The sequence below is a fragment of the Intrasporangium sp. genome (assembly GCF_051961875.1).
Classification (GTDB): domain Bacteria; phylum Actinomycetota; class Actinomycetes; order Actinomycetales; family Dermatophilaceae; genus Intrasporangium_A.
This window is the reverse complement of record NZ_JBQCCV010000183.1, coordinates 1-22,136: the sequence shown is the minus strand read 5'-3', so window position 1 is coordinate 22,136 and position 22,136 is coordinate 1. Positions and strand designations below refer to the sequence as shown.

The 22,136-nt window shown below is 70.3% G+C and carries 21 protein-coding genes; 11 read left to right on the top strand and 10 right to left on the bottom strand.

Annotation, left to right across the window (positions count from 1 at the left end; genetic code table 11):
- Nucleotides 1-798, bottom strand: a 798-nt coding sequence (locus ACTHJJ_RS11030; protein ID WP_440302989.1) for a fumarate hydratase, incomplete at its 3' end; no start/stop codon positions are given.
- Nucleotides 799-953: 155 nt separating this feature from the next.
- Between ACTHJJ_RS11030 and ACTHJJ_RS11025 the strand changes: the two genes are divergently transcribed.
- The 4 genes from ACTHJJ_RS11025 to ACTHJJ_RS11010 all read left to right on the top strand — a co-directional run bounded on the left by ACTHJJ_RS11025 (nt 954) and on the right by ACTHJJ_RS11010 (nt 5,385).
- A complete protein-coding gene (locus ACTHJJ_RS11025) occupies nt 954-2,273 on the top strand; it encodes an extracellular solute-binding protein (RefSeq protein ID WP_440302988.1) in 1,320 nt (439 codons plus the stop codon).
- 119 nt (nt 2,274-2,392) lie between these two features.
- Nucleotides 2,393-3,235 (top strand): carbohydrate ABC transporter permease, encoded by an 843-nt coding sequence (locus tag ACTHJJ_RS11020; protein WP_440302991.1) that lies wholly within the window; start codon nt 2,393-2,395, stop codon nt 3,233-3,235.
- A 3-nt stretch (nt 3,236-3,238) separates the two neighbouring features.
- Nucleotides 3,239-4,099, top strand: a complete 861-nt coding sequence (locus tag ACTHJJ_RS11015; protein ID WP_440302987.1) for a carbohydrate ABC transporter permease — start codon at nt 3,239-3,241, stop codon at nt 4,097-4,099.
- A gap of 38 nt (nt 4,100-4,137) precedes the next feature.
- Nucleotides 4,138-5,385 (top strand): ABC transporter ATP-binding protein, encoded by a 1,248-nt coding sequence (locus tag ACTHJJ_RS11010; protein ID WP_440302986.1) that lies wholly within the window; start codon nt 4,138-4,140, stop codon nt 5,383-5,385.
- Between the two features lie 254 nt (nt 5,386-5,639).
- On the opposite strand, the gene ACTHJJ_RS11005 is transcribed toward ACTHJJ_RS11010, so the two are convergent.
- The 3 genes from ACTHJJ_RS11005 to glpX all read right to left on the bottom strand — a co-directional run bounded on the left by ACTHJJ_RS11005 (nt 5,640) and on the right by glpX (nt 9,399).
- A complete protein-coding gene (locus ACTHJJ_RS11005) occupies nt 5,640-7,364 on the bottom strand; it encodes a substrate-binding domain-containing protein (protein ID WP_440302985.1) in 1,725 nt (574 codons plus the stop codon).
- A gap of 129 nt (nt 7,365-7,493) precedes the next feature.
- Nucleotides 7,494-8,405 (bottom strand): PfkB family carbohydrate kinase, encoded by a 912-nt coding sequence (locus ACTHJJ_RS11000; protein WP_440302984.1) that lies wholly within the window; start codon nt 8,403-8,405, stop codon nt 7,494-7,496.
- Between the two features lies 1 nt (nt 8,406).
- The gene (gene glpX, locus ACTHJJ_RS10995) at nt 8,407-9,399 is read right to left on the bottom strand and encodes a class II fructose-bisphosphatase (protein ID WP_440302983.1); all 993 of its coding nucleotides are present in this window, start codon (nt 9,397-9,399) and stop codon (nt 8,407-8,409) included.
- Between the two features lie 96 nt (nt 9,400-9,495).
- On the opposite strand from glpX, the gene ACTHJJ_RS10990 reads away from it, so the two are divergent.
- On the top strand, nt 9,496-10,059 hold the full coding sequence (locus ACTHJJ_RS10990; RefSeq protein ID WP_440302982.1) for a DUF4245 domain-containing protein: 564 nt from the start codon (nt 9,496-9,498) through the stop codon (nt 10,057-10,059).
- Nucleotides 10,060-10,105: 46 nt separating this feature from the next.
- Here the strand turns inward: ACTHJJ_RS10990 and ACTHJJ_RS10985 are convergent, their stop codons facing one another.
- Together ACTHJJ_RS10985 and xseA are read right to left on the bottom strand one after the other, a co-directional pair.
- Nucleotides 10,106-10,399 carry an exodeoxyribonuclease VII small subunit gene (locus ACTHJJ_RS10985; protein ID WP_440302981.1) on the bottom strand — a complete coding sequence of 98 codons (294 nt, stop codon included), beginning with the start codon at nt 10,397-10,399 and terminating at the stop codon, nt 10,106-10,108.
- Between the two features lie 9 nt (nt 10,400-10,408).
- The gene (gene xseA / locus ACTHJJ_RS10980; protein WP_440302990.1) at nt 10,409-11,764 is read right to left on the bottom strand and encodes an exodeoxyribonuclease VII large subunit; all 1,356 of its coding nucleotides are present in this window, start codon (nt 11,762-11,764) and stop codon (nt 10,409-10,411) included.
- 85 nt (nt 11,765-11,849) lie between these two features.
- Here xseA and ACTHJJ_RS10975 point away from each other — a divergent pair, with 85 nt between their 5' ends.
- Complete coding sequence (locus ACTHJJ_RS10975; RefSeq protein WP_440302980.1) at nt 11,850-12,869, top strand: 4-hydroxy-3-methylbut-2-enyl diphosphate reductase; 1,020 nt, start codon at nt 11,850-11,852, stop codon at nt 12,867-12,869.
- Between the two features lie 93 nt (nt 12,870-12,962).
- Here the strand turns inward: ACTHJJ_RS10975 and ACTHJJ_RS10970 are convergent, their stop codons facing one another.
- On the bottom strand, nt 12,963-14,165 hold the full coding sequence (locus ACTHJJ_RS10970; RefSeq protein ID WP_440302979.1) for a DNA recombination protein RmuC: 1,203 nt from the start codon (nt 14,163-14,165) through the stop codon (nt 12,963-12,965).
- Nucleotides 14,166-14,213: 48 nt separating this feature from the next.
- Here ACTHJJ_RS10970 and ACTHJJ_RS10965 point away from each other — a divergent pair, with 48 nt between their 5' ends.
- Both ACTHJJ_RS10965 and ychF read left to right on the top strand, forming a co-directional pair.
- Complete coding sequence (locus ACTHJJ_RS10965) at nt 14,214-15,056, top strand: thioesterase family protein (RefSeq protein WP_440302978.1); 843 nt, start codon at nt 14,214-14,216, stop codon at nt 15,054-15,056.
- A gap of 80 nt (nt 15,057-15,136) precedes the next feature.
- Nucleotides 15,137-16,222: a redox-regulated ATPase YchF gene (gene ychF / locus ACTHJJ_RS10960; RefSeq protein WP_440302977.1), complete on the top strand. Its 1,086-nt coding sequence runs from the start codon at nt 15,137-15,139 to the stop codon at nt 16,220-16,222.
- 58 nt (nt 16,223-16,280) lie between these two features.
- On the opposite strand, the gene ACTHJJ_RS10955 is transcribed toward ychF, so the two are convergent.
- Nucleotides 16,281-17,882, bottom strand: a complete 1,602-nt coding sequence (locus ACTHJJ_RS10955) for a DUF222 domain-containing protein (protein ID WP_440302976.1) — start codon at nt 17,880-17,882, stop codon at nt 16,281-16,283.
- A 217-nt stretch (nt 17,883-18,099) separates the two neighbouring features.
- Nucleotides 18,100-18,744, bottom strand: coding sequence for a DUF2461 domain-containing protein (locus tag ACTHJJ_RS10950; protein WP_440302975.1), 645 nt, complete (start codon nt 18,742-18,744; stop codon nt 18,100-18,102).
- A 240-nt stretch (nt 18,745-18,984) separates the two neighbouring features.
- Between ACTHJJ_RS10950 and ACTHJJ_RS10945 the strand changes: the two genes are divergently transcribed.
- Genes ACTHJJ_RS10945 through ACTHJJ_RS10935 form a run of 3 tightly spaced genes read left to right on the top strand, consistent with a single transcriptional unit; the run spans nt 18,985 to nt 21,341 of the window.
- The gene (locus tag ACTHJJ_RS10945; RefSeq protein WP_440302974.1) at nt 18,985-19,380 is read left to right on the top strand and encodes a lycopene cyclase domain-containing protein; all 396 of its coding nucleotides are present in this window, start codon (nt 18,985-18,987) and stop codon (nt 19,378-19,380) included.
- The gene (locus ACTHJJ_RS10940) at nt 19,373-19,720 is read left to right on the top strand and encodes a lycopene cyclase domain-containing protein (RefSeq protein ID WP_440302973.1); all 348 of its coding nucleotides are present in this window, start codon (nt 19,373-19,375) and stop codon (nt 19,718-19,720) included. The genes ACTHJJ_RS10945 and ACTHJJ_RS10940 overlap by 8 nt, the downstream gene beginning before the upstream one ends.
- The gene (locus ACTHJJ_RS10935; RefSeq protein ID WP_440302972.1) at nt 19,713-21,341 is read left to right on the top strand and encodes an FAD-dependent oxidoreductase; all 1,629 of its coding nucleotides are present in this window, start codon (nt 19,713-19,715) and stop codon (nt 21,339-21,341) included. The genes ACTHJJ_RS10940 and ACTHJJ_RS10935 overlap by 8 nt, the downstream gene beginning before the upstream one ends.
- Here the strand turns inward: ACTHJJ_RS10935 and ACTHJJ_RS10930 are convergent.
- Nucleotides 21,335-22,136, bottom strand: an 802-nt coding sequence (locus ACTHJJ_RS10930; RefSeq protein WP_440302971.1) for a DUF5914 domain-containing protein, incomplete at its 5' end; no start/stop codon positions are given. The genes ACTHJJ_RS10935 and ACTHJJ_RS10930 overlap by 7 nt on opposite strands.

Sequence of the window (22,136 nt, the reverse complement as noted above, 5' to 3'; positions counted from 1 at the left end):
CGTCATCGAGCCCTGCTTGGGGAGGGTGTCGAGGTACTTCGCGGAGGCGTACTTCGCGGTCTTGAGGGCGAACTCCGCGCTCGTGCCCCCGATGACGATCGCGAGGTGGTACGGCGGGCAGGCCGCCGTGCCGAGGGAGCGCAGCTTCTCGTCCAGGAAGCGCATCATGGCATCCTCGTTGAGGATGGCCTTCGTCTCCTGGAAGAGGAAGCTCTTGTTCGCCGAGCCGCCGCCCTTGGCCATGAAGAGGAACTTGTATGTCGTCTCGTGGCCCTCCGCGGTGTCCGCGTAGAGCTCGATCTGGGCCGGGAGGTTGGAGCCGGTGTTGCGCTCGTCCCACGTGGTCAGGGGCGCCATCTGGCTGTAGCGCAGGTTGAGCCGGGTGTAGGCGTCGTAGACACCGCGGGCGATCGGCTCCTCGTCGCTGCCCCGGGTCAGTACCTGCTGGCCCCGCTTGCCCATGACGATCGCCGTACCGGTGTCCTGGCACATCGGCAGCACGCCACCGGCGGCGATGTTGGCGTTCTTGAGCAGGTCGAGCGCGACGAACTTGTCGTTGTTGCTCGCCTCGGGGTCGTCGAGGATGTTGCGCAGCTGCTGCAGGTGCCCGGGCCGGAGGTAGTGCGCGATGTCGTGCATCGCGGTCTCGGTGAGCAGTCGCAGCGCCTCAGGGTCCACCTCGAGGAAGGTGCGGTCGCCCGGGCCCTCCACCGTCCGGACCCCCTCAGTGGTGATGAGGCGGTACGGCGTCTCGTCCGCGCCGATCGGCAGCATGTCTTCGTACGCGAACTCGCTCACTCGCTGGCTCCTGAATGGGTAGGTGGACTGCGCCAAGGTTACGACCCGCGGTGGGGTGGCGTACGTCACACCTCTGCTGTAGGAAGGACCCAAGATGTGCAACGGACGCCGGCGTCCTGCCTCCCCTGGTCGCTGGCTCGGCGGGAGGAGCAGGAGTGGGCAGTTCCAACCGAAGGCACCGCACGGTGGCCGTGCTCGCAGCCCTCGCGGCGGCGTCCGGGCTGGCCCTGAGCGCCTGCGGCTCCTCGAGCGCAGGTTCCGGACCCCCGGTGCTGACCTGGTACATCAACCCTGACGGCGGCGGCTCGGATCCGACGAAGGGCGGTCAGGCGCAGCTTGCGAAGGAGTGCACGGACGCGTCGCAGGGCCGCTACTCGATCAAGATCCAGCTGCTGCCCAACAGCGCGAGCGATCAGCGCCAGCAGCTGCTGCGCCGGCTCGCGGCGAAGGACACCGGCACCGACCTGATGTCGATGGACCCGGTCTTCGTCGCCGAGTTCGCGCAGGCCGGGTTCCTGGACCCCGTGCCCGCGGCAGATGCCGACACGTTCACCCGCAACGCCGTGAAGCCGAGCGTCGAGGCTTCCACCTGGAAGGGGAAGCTCATCGCCGCCCCGATGTGGGCGAACACGCAGCTGCTCTGGTACCGCAAGTCCGTGGCCAAGGCGGCCGGGCTCGACATGAACCAGCCGGTGACCTGGAGCCAGGTCATCGAGGCCGCCAAGTCGCAGAACAAGACGATCGGTGTCCAGGCCAAGCGCTACGAGGGCTACATGGTCTGGATCAACGCTCTCGTCGCGGGCGCCGGCGGCCAGATCATCGAGAACCCGGGGGCGAGCGGTGACCAGCTGAGGTTCGGCCTGGACTCCCCGAGCGGCCAGGCCGCTGCGGCGGTCATCCAGAAGGTCGCCCAGCAGGGGGTCGCCGGTCCAGCGATGGGCTCGCTCGACGAGACGGCGGCCCTCGACCTGTTCTCCAGCGAGGCGACGAGTGGTTTCCTCGTCAACTGGCCCTACGTCTGGGCAGCGCTGCCCGGCAACAAGGTGCCGTTCATCGACGACGTGGGGTGGGCGCGCTACCCACAGACGGTGCAGGGCCAGCCGAGCAGGCCGCCCTTCGGCGGCATCGAGCTCGGCGTCAACGCCGTGAGCCCGCACAAGGCGGAAGCGTGGGATGCGATCAAGTGCATCACCACCCCGGCGCACCAGAAGCTCTACATGCTCGGCACCGGCAACCCCGCGGCGGACAAGACGGTCTATGACGACCCCGAGATCAAGAAGCAGTTCCCGATGGCCGAGCTGATCCGCGAGTCACTCGATGCTGCCGCACCACGCCCGCTGACGCAGTACTACGGCGACGTGTCGAGCGCCATCCAACGGGTCTTCAGCCCACCGAGCTCGGTCGACCCGAACACCACGCCCAGGGACGCGGCCAACCTCATCTCGGCCGTCCTGAAGGGAGATGCGTTGCTGTGAGTGCCACCCCCGAGCTCGACGTCGAGCGCCACGGCAGGCCGGTCGCCCGGCAGGAGGACCGCCGCCGCCATCTCTCCGACCGGTCCAGGGCCGAGCGAAACCTCGGCTGGCGCCTCGCCATGCCGGCCTTCGTCATCATGGTCGCCGTCACCGGCTATCCGATCCTGCAGGCGATCTGGAACTCGTTCTACAGCTACCGGCTCACCGATCCTCAGAGCAGGCACTTCACGTTCCTCGGCAACTACGGCGTTGCCCTGACCGACTCCGTCTTCTGGGCGGCGGTCGGCGTGACCGCCCTCATCACCGTCATCACCGTGGTCATCGAGTTCTTCCTCGGCATGGTCATCGCGATGGTGATGCACAAGATCGTCATCCCGCGCCGCACCCTGCGCACCATCGTGCTGATCCCCTACGCGATCATCACCGTCGTCTCCGCGTTCGCCTGGTTCTACGCGTTCCGCACCGACACCGGCTACATCAACCACTGGTTCTCCTGGGTGCCCGGCATCAGCGCCAACACCGACTGGTTCGGTGGCTTCTGGGGGTCGATCTTCGTCATCTGCCTGTCGGAGATCTGGAAGACGACACCGTTCATGTCGCTCCTGCTCCTCGCCGGGCTCGCGCAGATCGACACCTCGATGGAGGAGGCGGCCGAGGTCGACGGGGCGACCTACTGGCAGCGCCTGACCCGGGTGATCCTGCCGAACATGAAGGCGGCGATCATGGTGGCGCTGCTCTTCCGGACCCTCGACGCGTTCCGCATCTTCGACAACATCTTCATCATGACGGGGGGCGCCAACAACACGTCGTCCCTGTCGATGTTGACGTACAACCAGACGATCGACCGGGTGGAGATCGGGATGGGCTCGGCGCTCGCCGTGCTGCTCTTCCTGTTCGTCCTGCTCATCGCCTGGATCTTCGTCAGGGCCTTCAAGGTCGATCTCGCGGGCGGGAGGAGCTGAGCCATGGCCACCAGGGACGACGCCAAGGGGACCGGTGTCTACTCGATCATCGCCATCCCCATCATCATCTGGACCCTCATTCCGCTGCTGTGGACGCTTGCGTTGTCGCTCAAGGGCAAGGACGCCCTCGCGAACCCGGATGCGAACATCCTCGGCAACTTCTGGCCGAAGCAGATCAGCTGGGAGAACTACCAGCTCATCTTCACAGGAGGGGCCAGCGACCTGTTCCTACCCGCCCTGCGCAACTCGATCGTCGTGTGCCTCTCGTCGACGGTGATCAGCGTCGTTCTCGCGACGTTCTGCGCCTATGCCATCGCCCGGCTGCAGTTCCCGGGCAAGCGGATGATCCTCACGACTGCGCTCGGGGTGTCCTTCTTCCCCGTCATCGCGATGGTGACGCCGCTGTTCGACGTGTGGCGCAACGTCGGGCTGTTCGACACGATCCCGGGCCTGATCATCCCGTATCTGTCCCTGACCCTGCCACTGTCGATCTGGATCCTCGCCGCGTTCTTCCAGCAGATCCCGTGGGAGATGGAGCAGGCCGCCCAGGTCGACGGTGCCACGACCTGGCAAGCCTTCCGCAAGGTCATCGTGCCGCTCGCCGCGCCAGGGGTGTTCACGACGGCGATCATCACGTTCTTCACGGCGTGGAACGACTTCGTCTTCGCCATCTCGCTCACCGCGGACAAGGCGCGCACCGTTCCGGCGGCGCTCGCGTTCTTCACGGGAGCCTCCCAGTTCGAGCAGCCCACCGGCGGGATCATGGCGGCGGCCGTCGTCGTGACCATCCCCGTCGTCATCCTCGTCCTGCTCTTCCAGCGACGCATCGTCGCCGGCCTGACCTCGGGTGCGGTCAAGGGCTGAGGCCCGGATCGCCTGAATCCGCAAAGGAGTTCGAAACCATGGCTGAGATCGTCCTCAAGCACCTCGTCAAGCAGTACGGCGACGGTTTCCCCGCGGTCAATGACGTGTCGCTCGACATCGCCGACGGCGAGTTCATGATCCTCGTCGGCCCGTCGGGGTGCGGCAAGTCGACCCTGCTACGCATGATCGTCGGTCTCGAGGACATCACCTCCGGCGACCTGCTCATCAACGGCAACCGGGTCAACGACCTCGCGCCCCGGGACCGCAACCTGTCGATGGTGTTCCAGAACTACGCCCTCTACCCGCACCTGACCGTCTTCGAGAACATCGCCTTCCCCCTGCGCCTCGCCAGGGGGCAGCACTCGGAGCAGCAGATCCGCGAGAAGGTCACGACCGCGGCCGACATGCTCGAGCTGACCGAGCACCTCGAGCGCAAGCCGTCGAACCTCTCGGGAGGGCAGCGCCAGCGGGTCGCGATGGGCCGGGCCATCGTCCGTGACGCGGACGCGTTCCTCTTCGACGAGCCGTTGTCGAACCTCGACGCCAAGCTCCGCGGCCAGATGCGCACCGAGATCGCCCGGATGCAGCGCCGGCTCGGTGTGACGACCGTCTACGTCACGCACGACCAGATCGAGGCGATGACGCTCGGCGACCGCGTTGCGGTCCTCAAGAAGGGCGTGCTGCAGCAGTGCGCCTCGCCGCGGGAGCTCTACGACCAGCCGGTCAACCTCTTCGTCGCCGGCTTCATCGGCAGCCCGCCGATGAACTTCCTGCCGGCGAGGGTCGCCGACGGGCGGCTGTCGCTGCCGTTCGGCGACGTCCCGATCGGACCGGACCTGGCCGGCAAGGTGGCGGGCAATGAGGTCGTCATCGTCGGCCTGCGGCCCGAGCACATCAAGGATGCGAGCCTCGGCGACGTCGCCGGGGGAGCGACGTTCAACGCGACCGTCGATGTCACCGAATGGCTCGGCAACGAGCAGTACGCCTACGTCCCGTTCGAGCCCGACCCTTCCGTGCAAGCGATGCTCGAGGAGCTCGACCGCGACCTCGACGGTGAGGGCATGCGCACCCAGATGGTCGTCAACCTCGACGCCCGCTCGCGCATCCGCGAGGGGGACGAGGCGACCTTCACCTTCGATCCCCGCTCGATGCACGTCTTCGACGCAGGGTCCGGCGAGTGCCTGACACGCGACGAGGACAAGGCCGCACAGATCGCCCGCGACGCCGAGGACGACCGCCGCAACGCGCTCGAGCGGGCACGGGCGCGGGAGGCCGCGACCGCCTGACCTCTGGCGCAAGGCCCGCGAGCAGGAGGTATGCCGCACAGCTCACGAGCTGATCGGCATACCTCCCGCTTGTTGAAGGGCACCAGGCCCTAGTCGCGTACCCACTTCCCGGCCGTCGCCAGGCCTCAATCTGACCGCTCGACCGTCAGAAAGTGACCGCTCGACGGATCAGGCCGAGCCCGATGGCGCCTGACGCCGAATCGGCGCTCCGGGCCTCCCTCGCTGGCGCTCGGTCGGGTCCTCACGCCTTGGCGTCAGGCGCAGACCCCGTCCTTGCAGTTGTGATCCAGCAGTGCCTTGGCGAGGACCTCCTGCATGTCCTGCGGACGCGGCGCCGGGTAGTACTCAGAGTGCATCATCGTGGAGATCTGCGACAGGGCCTTCGCGTCGACGTCGGGGCCGATGCCGATGGTCGTGATCGCGACCGGCCGCTTCGGGTCGGCCTTCGACAGGCGCGCGGTCAGCTGGGCCAGGGTGAGGCCTCGCGGGTTGTCGTTCTTGCCGTCCGTAAGGATGACGACCGCGTTGACGTGGCCGGGCTCCCAGCCGTCGAGCACCCGCTGGTACGCCGCCCAGATGGTGTCGTAGAGACCGGTGCCGCCGCCGACCTGCCTCGACAGGGACGCCGTGCCCTGGGTCACCGCCGCGCGGTGCTGCTCGTCGCTGAGCGGGCCGATCGGAGCGAGCTCCCTGTAGTCCGCCCCCTGCTCGCCGATGCCGATCGAGAAGGCCCAGAGTCCGAGCTCGGTCGACTTCGGGAGCGCGTCGAGGGCGAGGGTCGCCGCCTGCTGGGTGAGGGCGATGCGGGTGGAGGCCCCGGCCCGCTCCTTCATCGACCCCGAGACGTCGATGACCGCGAGGAGTCGGAAGTCGAGGGTCGCCGCCTGCCACGAGTTCGTGGCGGCAGTGAGGGCCTTCGCGGGTGGCGCCGTGGCGCTGAAGGTGGCGCTCACGGCGCCGGAACCCATCGGCACTGCCTTGGTGTCGGCCGTCGGACGCAGCCCGCCCGCCGCCAGGGTTGCGGCCGCCGCCTCGCTCGTCAGGAAGCCGCGCAGTCCCTGGATGGCCTGTTTCTTCGCGGGATCCGTCGCGACGCCGACGAGGGAGTACTGGAAGGCAGCCGTCTGCCCACCGGGCACCACGGCGGCGAGGTCGTCGGACTTGCCCGCCCGGTTGTGCGCGATGACATCGGCCTCGGCGGCGGGGAAGATCGCTGCCTTGCCTTTGCCCTTCGCGCCGGCGGCGAACAGCTCCTCGGTCGACGGGGCCACCGTCGCGGCCAGCTTCGGCAGGACCGTCTGCGCGTCGCTGCCCAGCGACGGCAAAGCAGTGGTGAGCGTGAGCAGCCCGGCCGTGGTCGAGCGCGGGTCGCTGAGCCGAAGCGACTGGTCTGAGGTGAGCAGGTCCTTCCACCGGCTGCCGGCCGGCACGGCCGACGCCGACTGCTTCCCCACGACGAGGACGAGGGGGCTCGTCGCGAAGGGTTGGGACGGCTCGAGCGGCACCTTCTTGGCCGTCGTCACCTTGTCGACCCAGACGGGCGAGTCCACCACCCACGCGTCCGGGCGACCTGCCCCGTCGGCGCTCAGGTCAGCGACCACGTCCGCGGCCGGGCGGGCTTCCACGCTGAAGGTGGCACAGACCGCGTTCGCCGTGGCGCCGTATGCCTTCGCCGCCGCGTCGAGCGCGGGGCGAGCCGAGGCCGGAGCCCAGATCCGAACCGGCGTGGTCGTCGCGCACCGCTGCTGCTGCGGGCCCGACGCCGCGGTGCCGTCGCCCGGGCGTCCCATCCACCAGACGCCAGTGCCGATCGCCGCGACGACGAGCGTGACTACGGCCACGACGGCGGCGATCCGCATCCGTTGACGGCGTCGGCGGGACGCCTGCCGCTCGCCTTCCCGTTGGGCAGCCTGCAGTTCGAGCAGACTGCGCTGGTAGGGGCCGATGTTCCGACGAGGGGCCTCGGGCTGCTGGCTCACTCGTCTCCTCCTGGTCACTTCGAAGCTGGACGGGGGACCGGCTGGCCGCGTCCCCACGGGATTGTCGCCTCCGGTCGTCGTCCTTGTCGATTCGGCGGCTGGGGGTGGCTCAGGCCAGGTGCGGGTCGCTCAGGCCAGCTCGGCGCGCGAGGGTGCGTAGGCGCCGGCCACCGCCACCGTCCGCGCGGCCGTCGCGAGGGCGCGCTGCACGGCGGGGGTCACGTCCTCGAGAGACGCCTTGCGGAGGCCGTCCCGGGCGTCGGGGGACCCCAGCAGGCCCGCGTCCAGGAGCCCGGAGAGGAGTCCGGCCATGAACGAGTCGCCCGCACCGACGGTGTCGACGAGACGTGTGGCCGCGGCAGGCAGGCTCAGCTGCTCGCCAGAGCCGGTGACGTGCACGAGGGCGCCCTCCCCGCCCCGCGTCACGACGACGAGCGATGGCCCGAGGCCGCCCCACTCGGCCGCCACGTCCTCCAATGGCTTATCCGGGGCGATCCAGTCGACGTCCTCGTCGCTCGCCTTGACCACGTCGGCGAGCGGGACGGCCGCGGCTACGGCGTCCCGAGCCTCCTCAAGGGTCATCAGAGCCGGTCGGAGGTTCGGGTCATAGGAGATCGTGGCGGTGTCTCGGGCTTCCTCGAGGAAGCGTCGCACTCGACCGGCCCCCGGCTGGAGGACGGCTCCGATGCTGCCGAGGTGGATGTGCCCGTACACCGCATGGCTCGGGAAGGACTCCGGCGCCCATTCGAGGTCGAAGGTGTAGGTCGCCGAGCCGCGCGCGTCGAGGAGCGCGTGCGCGACCGGGGTGGACGCCGCCCCGTGCGAACCGGGGGTGAGAGGTATGCCGCGTGAGCGGCATACCTCCTCGATCCGGGCCCCGTGGGCGTCCGGACCGAGCCAGGTCGCGAGCTCGACGCCGTGCCCCAGCGCGCCGAGCCCGAAGGCGACGTTGGCGGGGCTGCCGCCGACGTGTTCGGCGACCGAGCCGTCGGGGGCCGTCACGCGGTCGATGAGGGCCTCACCGACGACGAGGGTATGCACGTCAGGGTTCGATCATCTCGGTGCTGCCGAACCAGCCCGGCCGGCTGAAGTTGTGCTCGCTCTCGATGGTGCGGATGGTGCCGCTGCGCGAACGCATGACGAGGGAGTGGGTGCGCGCGGAGTTGCTGCCGTAGCGCACGCCGCGCAGCAGCTCGCCGTCGGTGATGCCGGTCGCGACGAAGAAGCAGTCGCCGGTGACGAGGTCGTCGGTCGAGAGGACCCGGTCGAGGTCGTGCCCGGCGTCGAGGGCCTTCTGGCGCTCGTCGTCGTCCTTCGGCCACAGCTTGCCCTGGATCACGCCGCCGACGCACTTGATGGCACAGGCCGCGATGATGCCCTCGGGCGTACCGCCGATGCCGAGGAGCAGGTCGACACCGGTGTTGGGCCGCGCCGCCATGACGGCGCCGGCGACGTCACCGTCGGTGATGTAGCGGATCCGGGCGCCGGTCTCGCGCACCTCCTGGGCCAGGTGCTCGTGCCGGGCCCGGTCGAGGATGACGACCGTGATGTCGGCGGGAGTCTCGTGCTTGGCCTTCGCGATGCGCCGGATGTTCTCGGCGACAGGCAGCCGGATGTCGACGACGTCAGCCGCTTCGGGACCGGTCGCCAGCTTGTCCATGTAGAAGACCGCGGAGGGGTCGTACATCGCACCGCGACCCGCCACGGCCATGACCGACACGGCGTTGGGCATGCCCTTGGCGGTCAGCGTCGTGCCGTCGATCGGGTCGACCGCGACGTCGTACTCGAGGCCGGTGCCGTCGCCGACGTGCTCGCCGTTGTAGAGCATCGGGGCGTTGTCCTTCTCGCCTTCGCCGATGACGACGATGCCGTTCATGCTGACCGTCGAGATCATCGCCCGCATCGCCTCGACCGCGGCACCGTCGGCCTTGTTCTTCTCGCCGCGGCCCACCCAGCGGCCACCAGCCATCGCGGCGGCCTCCGTGACCCGGACGAGCTCGAGGGCAAGGTTGCGGTCAGGGGTGCTGGCTCTCATCATCGAGTCCTTCGTCGGCGCGGCTGTCGCTGCAACTCTATCGGTGCAGGACAGCACCGGTTTGGTCTCCTCGACGGCGTCGGGGAGGATGTCCCGGTGAGCTCTCCCCAACCCCAGCGCAGCGCCTACTCCCTGGGCTCCCTGCCCAACATGGTGCGCTCGATGCTCGTGCTCGGGGTCATCGTCGCGGGGCTCATCGCGATCGTCCCGCGTATCAACCACGTCGAGCGGCCCGCCGTCGACGCTGCGGGCAAGGGTGCCTACGTGGCTCAGCTCACGGGGTGGCCGGTCGAGCTGCCCTCGGGGCTCGGCAAGGACTGGGTGCCGGTCGTCGCAACCGACTCCCCGCTCACCGACAAGGTGCGGACCTTCACGTCGGTGTGGACGACGCCCAGCGGAGCCGACATCGCGCTCAAGGAGGCGACCCACGTCACGCCCGGGTGGCTGTCGCGCTCCGTCAACGGCGGGACCCGGGCAGGCGAGGTGCAGATCGGCTCGCGGACCTGGGAGCGCTACGTCGTCGAGGCACGTGACGAGTTCGCCTACGTCCTCAAGGGACCCAATGACGGCGACCTCACCATCGCCGCGACCACAACCGGCTCCGAGCAGGAGCTGAAGACGTTCGTCGACGCCCTCAAGCGGGTCAAGCCGTCCTCCTGACGGCGCTCAGCGCCCCGGGGGGCGGGGCCGACGCTCCCGTGGGCGCTCAGTCGTCCTCGTCGTCGAAGACGGCGTTGTCGGCGTGCACCTCGTCGTCTTCGCTTGATGTGGCGGACGTGGCGGTGGCGGTTGGCTGCGTTGTCCGCTCGATCTCGGCCTGCGCGCCGTCGAGCCACCGCTGGCAGTGCGCGGCGAGCGCCTCTCCGCGCCGCCACAGCTGCATCGAGTCCTCGAGGGGCGCCTGCCCGGCCTCGAGCTTCGCAACGATGGCGATGAGCTCCTCGCGGGCGTCCTCGTAGCGCAGGTCGGTGATGTCGGGGAAGGCGGGGGCGTCGGCCATTGGGTCACCCTATTCCGCGGCCGCGGCCGGCCGCTTGCGTCGGTTGCGTGAGGGGGAGGGTGCAGTCGGGCCCTGAGACGAGGTCCGACCGTCGGCGGACGGGTCGCCCTCGTCGGGTGTCCCGCTCTGCGAGTCGCTGCCGGCGGCGACGGGTCGGACGCCGAAGTCGCCGCGAGCGACGCGCACCCGGAGCAGCTCGCCGATGCCGACGTCCTCGCGGTCCATGACGATGCGTCCGTCGCGGTGCTGCACGACCGCGTAGCCGCGCTCCAGCGTCGACTGGGGTGAGAGCGCGGTGACCTGGCGGCGCAGGTGCTCCACCTGGTCGCCGGCGCGGTGGAGCCGGGCCTCGATGCGCGTGTCGGCGCGCTGCCGGAGGGCCTCGATCTCGGAGCGCCGCAGCCGGACGAGGGCCACCGGGTCGGCCATGACCGGTCGGCTGGTGAGGGACCTCAGCGACCGGCGCTCGCCCTCCACGCGTCGAGCCAGGGCGTGCCGCATCCGCTGGCGGCCGGTGGTCACGGTGGCCATCTCCTGAGCGGCGTCCGGCACGAGGCGCTTGCCGGCGTCGGTCGGGGTCGAGGCGCGCCAGTCGGCGACGAGGTCGAGGAGCGGCTGGTCGACCTCGTGGCCGATCGCGCTGATGACGGGGGTGCGTGCCTGGGACACGGCCCGGACCATCGCCTCGTTCGAGAAGGGCAGCAGCTCCTCGAGGGCTCCACCGCCCCGGGCGATGACGATGACGTCGACACTGGTGTCGGCGTCGAGCTCCCGCAGGGCCGCGACGACCTCGGTGACGGCGCTCGCCCCCTGGACGGCGACCTCGCGAATCTCGAAGCGCACGGCCGGCCAGCGGCGGCGGGCATTCTCGATGACGTCGCGCTCGGCCGCCGAGTTGCGTCCGGTGATGAGGCCGACGCGTCCCGGCAGGAAGGGGATCGGCCGCTTCCGCTCCCGGTCGAAGAGGCCCTCGGCGGCCAGGGTCCGTTTGAGGATCTCGATCCGGGCGAGCAGGTCACCGATTCCAACGGGACGGATCTGCCGTGCCTCGAGCTGGAGCGTGCCGCGCTTGGTCCAGAACGTCGGCTTCGCCTGAAGGACGACGCGGGCACCCTGGCTGAGCGGGATCGACATCGCGTTGACGGCGTTCATCGGCACCGAGACCGACAACGACATGTCGACGTCGGGGTCACGCAGGGTGAGGAACGCCGTTGCCCCGCGGGCGTTGAACTGGACGACCTGGCCCTCGACCCACAGCTGGCTCATCCGGTCGACGTAGTCGGAGATCTTGAGGCTGAGCACGCGGACCGGCCAGGGCTGCTCCGGCGTCGTGTCGGCCGCCTTCTGCGGCAGCGGGTTCGTCATGCTCACGCGAGCAACGATAGGTGGACCGGCACGATGTAGGGGTCGCCCGACCTGGTCATCCACAGGCACCACGTACGATGGACGCATGCCTGAGCCCGAGAAGAAGGTCCTGCTTGCTGCCCCGCGGGGTTACTGCGCCGGGGTCGACCGGGCCGTCGTGACGGTCGAGAAGGCGCTCGAGCTCTACGGTCCGCCGGTCTACGTCCGGAAGCAGATCGTCCACAACAAGCATGTCGTGACCACCCTGGAGAAGCGGGGGGCGATCTTCGTCGACGAGACCGAGGAGGTCCCCGAGGGCTCCACGGTGATCTTCTCGGCCCACGGTGTCGCTCCGGTCGTGCACGAGGAGGCTCGTGCCCGCCGGCTCAAGACGATCGACGCCACCTGCCCGCTCGTCACGAAGGTGCACCGCGAGGCGGTCCGCTACGCCGACGGTGACTACGACATCCTCCTCATCGGACACGAAGGCCACGAGGAAGTCGTCGGCACGTCCGGCGAGGCGCCCGAGCACATCCAGCTCGTCGAGGGCCCCGATGACGTCGACAAGGTGACGGTCCGGGACCCGGAGAAGGTCGTCTGGCTCTCCCAGACGACCCTGTCGGTCGACGAGACGATGGAGACGGTGAAGCGCCTGAAGGAGAAGTTCCCGGCGCTGCAGAGCCCGCCCTCCGACGACATCTGCTACGCGACGCAGAACCGCCAGGCGGCCGTCAAGCAGATGGCCAAGGACATCGACCTGATTCTCGTCGTCGGCTCCCGCAACTCGTCCAACTCGGTGCGCCTCGTCGAGGTGGCCCTCGAGCACGGGGCCGGCGCCGGCCATCTCGTCGACTACGCCGACGAGATCGACGAGGCCTGGCTCGAGGGAGTCTCGACGGTCGGAGTCACCTCCGGCGCCAGCGTGCCCGAGATCCTCGTTCGCGACGTGCTCAAGTGGCTTGCCGACCGGGGCTACGGCGATGTCGAGACCGTGGTCTCCGCGGAGGAGTCGCTCCTGTTCGCCCTGCCGAAGGAGCTGCGCCGCGACCTGAAGCAGATGTCCGGGCAGCACCCCGAGAAGGTTCGCCACGACGCCGCCTTCGAGGACGCCGGCTCCCTTCACTGATCCTCGTCCCCCTGCGGTGGGGGGAGCTATGCCGCTGAGCCGGGCCACAGGATGCTGCCGGCTTCGTGGCCTGTCGCCGGGCCGGGGCCGGGGTCAGACGGCTTCGGTGGTGTCGCGCCGGTCCGCCCGGTCGCTGCGCTCATGGGCGAGGAACTCGTCATCACGACGGTCGCGAGACGACGGAATCAGCTCCGGTGCGCTCAGGGAGCGCGGTCCGACGGTGAGCGGCTCCAGGTCCGGTGCGTCCTCGGAGACGAGGTCCAGCTCGCGCATGCGCCGGGCCGTGACGAGCACGCGCGACTCGAGCGTGCCGACGAAGCGGTTGTACTGCTCGACCGACTTGGCCAGGCTCTGCCCCATCCCGACGACGTGCCCGCCGAGCGTGGAGAGCCGGGCATGCAGGTCCTGCCCGAGGCGGAGCAGCTCACGGGCATTCTGCTCCAACGCATCCTGCTGCCAGATGGCCCCGATGGTGCGCAGCACCGCGAAGAGCGTCCCAGGCGAGGCGAGCACGACCTTGCGCGACAGCGCATGCTCATAGAGCCCCGGGTCGTCCGACAGGGCGGCGGCGAGGACGGCCTCACCCGGCACGAAGCAGACGACCACCTCAGGGGACCGGTCGAACGCGGTCCAGTACGCCTTCCCAGCCAGTGCCTCCACGTGCCGGCGCAGCGCGGTGGCGTGTGCCGCGAGCAGCTCCCCGCGCTCGGTCTCCCCGACGCCGTCGCCCTGCGCCTGCAGGAAGTGCGACATCGGCGCCTTGCTGTCGACGACGACGTGCCGGTCACCCGGCAGGTGGATCACCGCGTCGGGGCGCACCGTCGCACCGTGCCGGCTCACCCTGGTCACCTGCTCGTCGAAGTCGCATCGCGGCAGCAGCCCGGACAGCTCGAGGACCCGCCTCAGCTGCAGCTCACCCCACGCCCCGCGTGTGGTCGAGGCGTTGAGGGCGCTCGCGAGCGACGCCGTCTCCGACCGGAGCGAGTCGGTCGAGCGCCCCACGGCCGTCAACCGTTCGGCCAGCTCGCCGAACTGGTGGACGCGGTCACGCTCCAAGGCGCCCACCTGACGCTCCACGCGACCGATCGTCTCTCGCAGCGGAGAGAGCAGCAGCCTGGTCGCCTCGTCATCCTCACGCGCCGACTCGAGCCGGAGGGCCGTCTCCCGCAGGACGTCGCGCTCCGACTCCGCGCTCGCCACGCGCGCCAAGAGCCCGGCACGCACCCATGACCACGCCAGCGCCGCACCGAGGACGACACCGATGACGAGCCCTGCCAGAAGCGTGACCAAGTCCATGGCCTCACCCTGTCAGCCCGCACCGACACTCTCTGCTAGAGATGGTCCGTGCACGAGTTCGACAAGGCGATGCAGCTCCACGCAGAAGACGACGGCACGTGGAGCGGCGCCTTCCACGACGACTGGGCCATCGGCAACGCGATCAACGGCGGGGTCGTCATGGCGCTCGGGCTCACGGCCCTCGGGCGACACCTCGACGCCGACCCCGCCGAGACGAACCGCCACGTGGACCCGGTCGCGTTGTCCGCCTACTTCATGACTGCGTCGCTCGGCGGTCCCTGCACTGTCGCGACCGGGACTCTCCGGTGCGGGCGCCGCCTGTCGACCGGCCAGGTCAGCGTCCTCCAGGCGGGTCCCGACGGAGCACCGGTCGAGCGCATGCGGGCCCTCGCCTCGTTCGGCAACCTCGACACCGTCGACACGACGCGGCAGGCCGACCCACCCGACCTCCCGCCGCCGGACCAGTGCCTGAGGTCAGACATGGCACCACCGGAGTTCCTCAACCACAGCGCCTTCCTCGATCGGGTCGACCTGCGCCTCGACCCCGACACCGCCGGCTGGGTGATGGGCCGGCCCTCGATGCGCGGGGTCATGCGCGGCTGGCTCCGCCTCAAGGACGGCAGGGAGCCGGACTCGACCATGCTCATGTGGGCACTCGACGCCTTCCCGCCGGTGGCCTTCGACCTCGGGATCTTCGGGTGGGCGCCGACCCTGGAGTTCACCGGCCACATCCGCCGTCGTCCGGAGCCCGGCTGGCTGCGGGTCGTCATCTCGAGCGACACCCTGACCGGCGACCTGATGGAGGAGGACGCCAGGATCTGGGACTCGGCCGGCAACCTCGTCGCCCAGTCCCGCCAGCTCTGCAGCGTGCGTCCCCAGCCGACCCTCTGAGCCGGCGCGAGGACAAAGCCGGCTGCGCGGCATACGGCGTGGTCGGGAGCCGGCCACATGCGAACTAGACTCTCCGTCTTGTGGCACTCACCATCGGAATCGTCGGACTGCCGAACGTCGGCAAGTCAACGCTCTTCAACGCGCTGACCAAGAACCAGGTCCTCGCTGCGAACTACCCGTTCGCGACGATCGAGCCCAACATCGGCGTCGTCCCGCTGCCTGATGAGCGGCTGGACAAGCTCGCCGAGGTCTTCAAGAGCGAGCGGACGGTGCCCGCGACGGTGAGCTTCGTCGACATCGCCGGGCTCGTCCGCGGCGCGAGCGAGGGGGAGGGGCTCGGCAACAAGTTCCTTGCCAACATCCGCGAGTCCGACGCGATCTGCCAGGTGGTGCGCGCCTTCCAGGACGACGACGTAGTCCACGTCGACGGCAAGGTCGACCCGGGCAGCGACATCGAGACCATCGAGACCGAACTCGTCCTCGCCGACCTCCAGACGCTCGAGAAGGCCGTCCCGCGCCTCGAGAAGGAGGTCAAGGGCAAGAAGGCCGACAAGGCCGTGCTCGACACTGCGATGGCGGCCCAGCGCGTGCTCGAGGAGGGCAAGACGCTGTATGCCGCTGGGCCGGCTGCCGGGGTCGACATGGAGATCGCGACGGGGCTGGGTCTGCTCACCACAAAGCCCTTCATCTACGTGTTCAACCTCGACGAGGACCAGCTGACCGACGACTCGCTCAAGAAGGAGCTCGCCGAGTCGGTCGCGCCGGCCGATGCGGTCTTCCTCAACGCGAAGCTCGAGATGGACCTCATGGACATGGAGCCGGACGAGGCGCTCGAGATGCTGCAGGGTTTCGGGGCCGAGGAGTCGGGGCTGGACCAGCTGGCCAGGAAGGGATTCCACACCCTGGGCCTGCAGACCTACCTCACGGCCGGGCCCAAGGAGGCGCGCGCCTGGACGATCAAGCAGGGCTGGACCGCTCCACAGGCGGCGGGTGTCATCCACACCGACTTCCAGCGCGGCTTCATCAAGGCCGAGATCGTGTCCTTCGAGGACCTGCTCGAGGCCGGGTCCATGGCCGCGGCGAAGGCTGCGGGCAAGGTCCGGATGGAGGGCAAGGACTACGTCATGGCCGACGGCGACGTGGTGGAGTTCCGCTTCAACGTCTAGAGCCCCTTGGCCTGACACGCCCCACACCCCGCCGGAGGCGGGGTCTGGGGCAGGGTCGTTATCGGTGTTGGCTTGGTAAGTGCCAGGTGATGCCGGAGGCGGTGACGGTGGCCGGCAGTTCGAGCTGGTGGACGATCGTGTGGTGCCGGCCGCAGAGCAGGGCGCCGTTGGTCAGGTCGGTGGGGCCGCCGTGGCACCAGTGCTCGATGTGGTGGGCCTCGCACCACTGCGGGGGGACGGTGCAGCCGGGATAGGAGCAGTGTTTGTCCCGGATCGCGAGGGCGCGGCGTTGCGCGGGGGTGAAGTAGCGCTCGGTGTAGCCGAGATCGAGCACGCTCGAGGGGCCGCCGAGCACGGCGGGGATGATGCTGGCCTCGCAGGCGAGCCGGCGGATCGCGCTGGCGGAGAGGACCTCTCCGGAGTCGGTCACGCCGGTCGGGGTGCCGCGTGGTCCCGTGCCGAACCCACCGATGCCGCCGGTCGGGGTGCCCTGCTCTGCGGGGTCGTGGCCTCCGGTGCGGAACGCGCTGGTGGAGGACGAGTCGGCGTCCCGGAGGCTGGCCAGGAGGGCCTCGAGGCTCATGGTGATGACGACCTTGGTGCGAGGGGTGCGGGTGACTCCCTCGGGGGAGGCCACCGCCCGGCCGATCAGCTCGAGCAGGGCGTCGGCGCGCCGGGTGGGGGCGCCGCGTGGGTCGCGCTTGGTGGCGGGGGTGGTGCAGTCCGACCGGCAGGGGCAGGTCGGGTCACAGGTGCAGACCGGTCCACAGTCCCGGTCCTCGACGTGCGGGCAGGTCGGCCGCTCGCCGTGCCCCGCGCGCTCACTGTCGTCGGCGTTGCTGGAGTGGGGGTGGGGCACGAGGCGGTCGCCGGGTTGGCGGTAGTGGTCCCAGTCGAGGTCGGGGCGAGGCCGGGCGAGCGGGTCGATCGCCGCGTCGACAATGGCGGCGCCCTCGGGGTCCAGGCGTAGCCGGTACTCGGTCAGGCCCGCGCTGCACCCGACCTTGGTGAAGGAGCGCCCGGCCCGCATCCGGGCCTCGTCGTCCTCGACGTCCTTCGGTGGGCGTAGCGCGGCACGGGCCTGGGCGGCGAGCTGGCGCAGCTCTTTCACGCCAAAGCTCTCGACGTGCTCGACGAGGGACTCGGTGATCTCGTGCAGCTGAAGCGGGTCGGCCACCTTGCGCACGTCGTTGTGGAACCGGACGATGACGGCAGCCTGCTCGACCGTGGCGAGTCCCTCGCGGACCTTTCGGGCCAGGTCGCGCCAGCGCCCATCGTTCAGGGCGGCACCGACGGCGGTCACCGCGGCGCACTGGCCGCCATCGAGGCTCGGCGAGTGGGCGGTGACCCAGTCGTTGCGGGACAGCCCCTGCTCGGTCGGGATGCCGCGCCGGTCGACCTCGCCCGCCAGGACCGCGGTCAGCGCATGGGCCATCTGCCGGATCGCCTGGGCCTGCTCGATCGCGTCGCCGAGCCCGGCCGACCCGAGCCCCGTGACGGGATAGTTGCGGGCGATCAGGCGCAGCTCGGCCGCGAGCGACGCGAGCCGGGCCGGCAGCCCGGGCAGCTCAACGCGGGCCTCGTCGCGCACCTCGGCCACGGACAGCGCGGCCAGCCCGCCGGCGAGGCGGGTGGCTCCTGTCGTGGCTGCGGTGCCCATGGATCAAACATATGTGCGACCACTGACAATGCTCCCCCCTGTGGACGAGCTTCCAGCGCTCGTGATGGAGGGCAGCACTACGCCGCCTGTCTCTGCTGTCCGGGCCGTCCTCGAACGCGTCGAACTGGCCGCGGCCCCTCGGTCGCCGATGTGTCCTCGCGCCCAGCCACCGGGGCGGCCCAATCACAGCGCTGTACGGCCGCACGGAGAAGGCGTCTCAGCCCGCGCCCGACTCCTCACGCAGCACGTCCGCAAGCCAGTCGACGAGAGGCCGCACCTCACGCCACGAGGCTCGCACGTGCTCGGCGAGAGCCGGGCTGGTCACGACGTCGGCATCGCGCACCCACTGCATCGCGCTCAGCGATTTGTGTCGCAGCAGGTCGATACGCGGATGGTCTCGGCTCCAGCCGCGCGGCGCCGTCTGCACCCGGTCGCCACCGATCTCCCAGCCCGAGCCCTCCAGCGTGTCGACGATCTTGGACAGCTCCGCGCCCTTGGGGCTGTCCACGGCACGCCGAAACGCGGTGAGCGCGGGTGCATCGAGATGGTAGGCGCCACCCCCGAGCCGGAAGCCGTCCGCGGACACCTCGGCATACCAGCCGGTCCGCGGCCCGACGCCGACGAAGACGCCCTGGTGGGTCTTGTACGGGCTCTTGTCCTGCGAGAAGCGCAGGTTGCGGTTGGGGCGGAAGACCCTGCCGGGCCCGAACTCGTCCTCGAGCACCACGAGGAGCGCCACCATGGGGCCGCGCACGTCCCTCTCGTAGGTCTCCCGCTCCGCCTGCCAGAACTCGCGACTGTTGTCCTGCTCCAGGGCCAGGTAGAAGTCGACGGCCGCGTGCGGGAGTCCGGTGAACGCCATACGGGAAGACTAGGACCCGAGCGGCACCTCGCCTCCCCGCACATCGAACGGAACGAACGGCGTATGCCGCCCCGCGCCTCGCGACGACGCGTGACCTCGCGAGCCACATGGCTTCATCCCTTGGCGTGCTCCACACGACGTGTCACGCTCTCCCGTAGGCGCGGGCGAGGTGTGAGCGGCTGGGCCAACGGGCAGGGAAGCGGTGGCGTCCGGACCGGCCGGCACAACGCGAGGTGGCGAGTGGAGCGTTATCAGTACCTCCTCCTCATGGCGGGCTGCCTGGCCGTCACCCTGCCCCTCGAGTTCCTCCTCCACGCCCGGGTCTACCGGCGCCCCACGCTCCTGCTGCGTGCCCTCGTGCCGGTCGTCCTCGTCTTCACCGCATGGGACCTCCTCGGGATCCACCGCGGCCACTGGAGCTACAACCCCGCCTACGTCACGGGAGTCGACCTGCCCGGCGGGATGCCGCTCGAGGAGCTCGTCTTCTTCCTCGTCGTCCCGATCTGCGGTCTGCTCACCTACGAGGCGGTCGGCGACGTCCTCCTTCGTGTCCGTCATCGCCGCATCAGCGCCCCTCGACAGGCCCCCGTCGAGTCGAGTGGCACGGCACACAGGCGGCGAGGACGCGATGCCTGAGTACACCTTCCTCGCCCTCGCCGCGGTCGCGCTGACCATCGTCCTCGAGCGCTGGTCCGGAACGAAAGTGTTCGCCACGGCCCAGTTCTGGGTCGCGATGGCCATCGTCGCCGGGTTCCAGGTGCTCGTCGACGGCTGGTTGACCAAGCTCACGGCGCCGATCGTGCGCTACGCATCGGGGGAGTACCTCGGGGTGCGCTGGCCCTGGGACGTGCCGGTCGAGGACTACCTCTTCGGCTTCGCCATGGTGGGCAGCGCGATCATCCTCTGGGAACGGGCCAAACGACGCCTCGGCGCCGCCCACCCCAGAGACGACGCCGAGGTGGACGACGATGCCTGAGCACGCCTGGAGACGCGGGCGCAGCGGGCGGACGAGGTGGCTGCCGGGCCGCGATCCCCGGGCCGTGCGCCACCTGCCGGAGGAGCCACTCGGCGTGACCCCCCGACCGCCCCACCGCCCCGTCCTCGTCGTCGGGGGCGGCATCGCCGGCCTTACCGCCGCCACCGCGCTGGCAGAGCGGGGCGTGCCCGTCGTCGTGGTGGAGCGCGAGTCGACCTTCGGCGGACGGGCACGGGCCTGGCCGACCTCCACCCCGCTCGGTGAGCCGGTCAGCATGAGCCGCGGCTTCCACGCCTTCTTCCGGCAGTACTACAACCTCCGCGCCCTGCTGCGCCGGGCCGACCCGGGCCTCGAACGGCTCGTGCCCGTCCCCGACTACCCGCTCACTCTCGCCGGCGGACCGACCGACTCGTTCGCGACGATCCCGCGGACGCCACCGCTGTCGATCGCCGCGTTCGTCGCCCGCAGCCCGAGCTTCCCGCTGTCCGCCCTGCGACACGTCGACGTCGGGGCAGCGCTGGGGCTGCTCGACGTGCGGTTCCCAGAGACCTACACGGAATACGACGGGATCAGCGCTGCCGAGGTGCTCGAGCGCCTCCGCTTCCCCCCGCAGGCGCGGCACCTCGCCCTCGAGGTCTTCGCCCGCAGCTTCTTCGCCGACCCTCGCGACTTCTCCGGGGGAGAGCTCGTGGCGATGTTCCACACCTACTTCACCGGCTCCGCTGAGGGGCTCCTCTTCGACGTCCCCGATGACGACTACGACACCGCACTCTGGGCCCCGCTCGCCGACTACCTCGAGCGCCGCGGTGTCGACCTGCGGCCCGGCACGGAGGTCAGCCACCTGGAGGAGGACGGGAACGGCATACGCGGGCACTGCACGGACGGTCGGGCCGTGACGGCCTCGGCTGTCGTGCTCGCCACCGACCTTGCGTCCCTGCAGCGGCTCGTGGCCGGCGCCACCTGGCTGGACGACGCCTGGCGTGCGGCGGTCGCGGCCCGACGGCACACCCCACCCTTCGCCGTCTGGCGGCTCTGGCTCGACCGGCTGGCGTGCGACGGCAGCCCCCTCTTCCTGGCCACGAGCGGCTACGGGCCCCTCGACAACGTGACGTTCGTCGACCAGATGGAGGAGGGGGCGGCGGCATGGGCGCGGCGCCACCGCGGGTGCGTCGTCGAGCTGCACGCTTATGCCGTGCAGCGCGCTCCCGACGAGGCCGCGCTTCGCGTGGAGCTGAGGCACCAGCTCGAGCGGCTCCACCCGGAGCTGGCCGGGGCGGGCGTGGTCCACGAGGAATGGCTGCTCGCCGACGACTGCCCCCTCACGGGCACCGACCCGTGGGCGGACCGGCCCGAGGTGTGCACCCCCGATCCCCGCGTCGTCCTCGCCGGTGACGGGGTGCGCTGCGACCTGCCGGTCGCCCTGATGGAGCGGGCCGCCACCACCGGGTGGCTGGCCGGCAATGCCCTGCTCGCCGGCATGGGCCTGCCCGGTCACGAGCTCTGGAGCGTGTCCCTGCAGGGCCGTGGCCAGCCGCTGGCGCACTGGGTCCGCGAGCGACTACCGGCGCCGAGATCGGCGGTGAGGCCGGGTCTGCACCAACCGAACAAGCGGCGTCAGTAGCCGACCGTCTCGCCCCGGTCCCTCAGCTGCCACCGCCGTTCGGCATAGGCCATGTCGTCGACCCAGAGCCGGCGTGCCGTCGCCGCGACGGCCGGTCGCAGCACGGCGGCGGCGCGGCGGGCGATCTCGAAACCGGGCCGCTCCGAGTGCGCGATCGTCGCCTCTGTCATGACGGACGTCGGCCGGCCGACCCGGTCATGGCCGAGGAGGGTGGCGTGGGTCTCCACGACGCTGCCCGCCCCCTCGCCCTCGACGATCGTCATGACGATGGTGCGCGCGTCGGGGCAGGTGAACTCGGCACGGACCGGCACCGCACGGCGACGCGTGACCCGGAAGGCGACATCGACGACGAGGCACTCGTCCGTTGAGGCCGCATCGTCGACGGTCAGGTGGCTGAACGCATAGGGGTGATACCACGTGCCGTGCCAAGGGTCGAGGCGGTTCGCGATCACATCCGACGGCTCGCACGTGCCTCGGACCGTGACGACGGTCGCGAAGGAGCGCTCGAGCGGCGGGCGCGGCGGCAGCACACGCGAAGCTGCCACCTCCTCACCCTCCGTGGGCACGCGGACCCACAGCAGCACCCCATCGTCCACGGCCGGGAAGGTCATCCAGTCGGGTCGCGTGCCGGGCCCGAGGGCAAGTCCGTGCCACCGGCAATAGACCCGGTCGTTCATCACCTCGCAGTCGTCGAGCAGGGCCCCGAGGTGGGGACACGTGCCGGGACCGGCGAGCAGTGTGCCGTCGGCGCTGCGCCACAGCACGACCTCTCGTCCGTCCACGGACCGCGTGCGG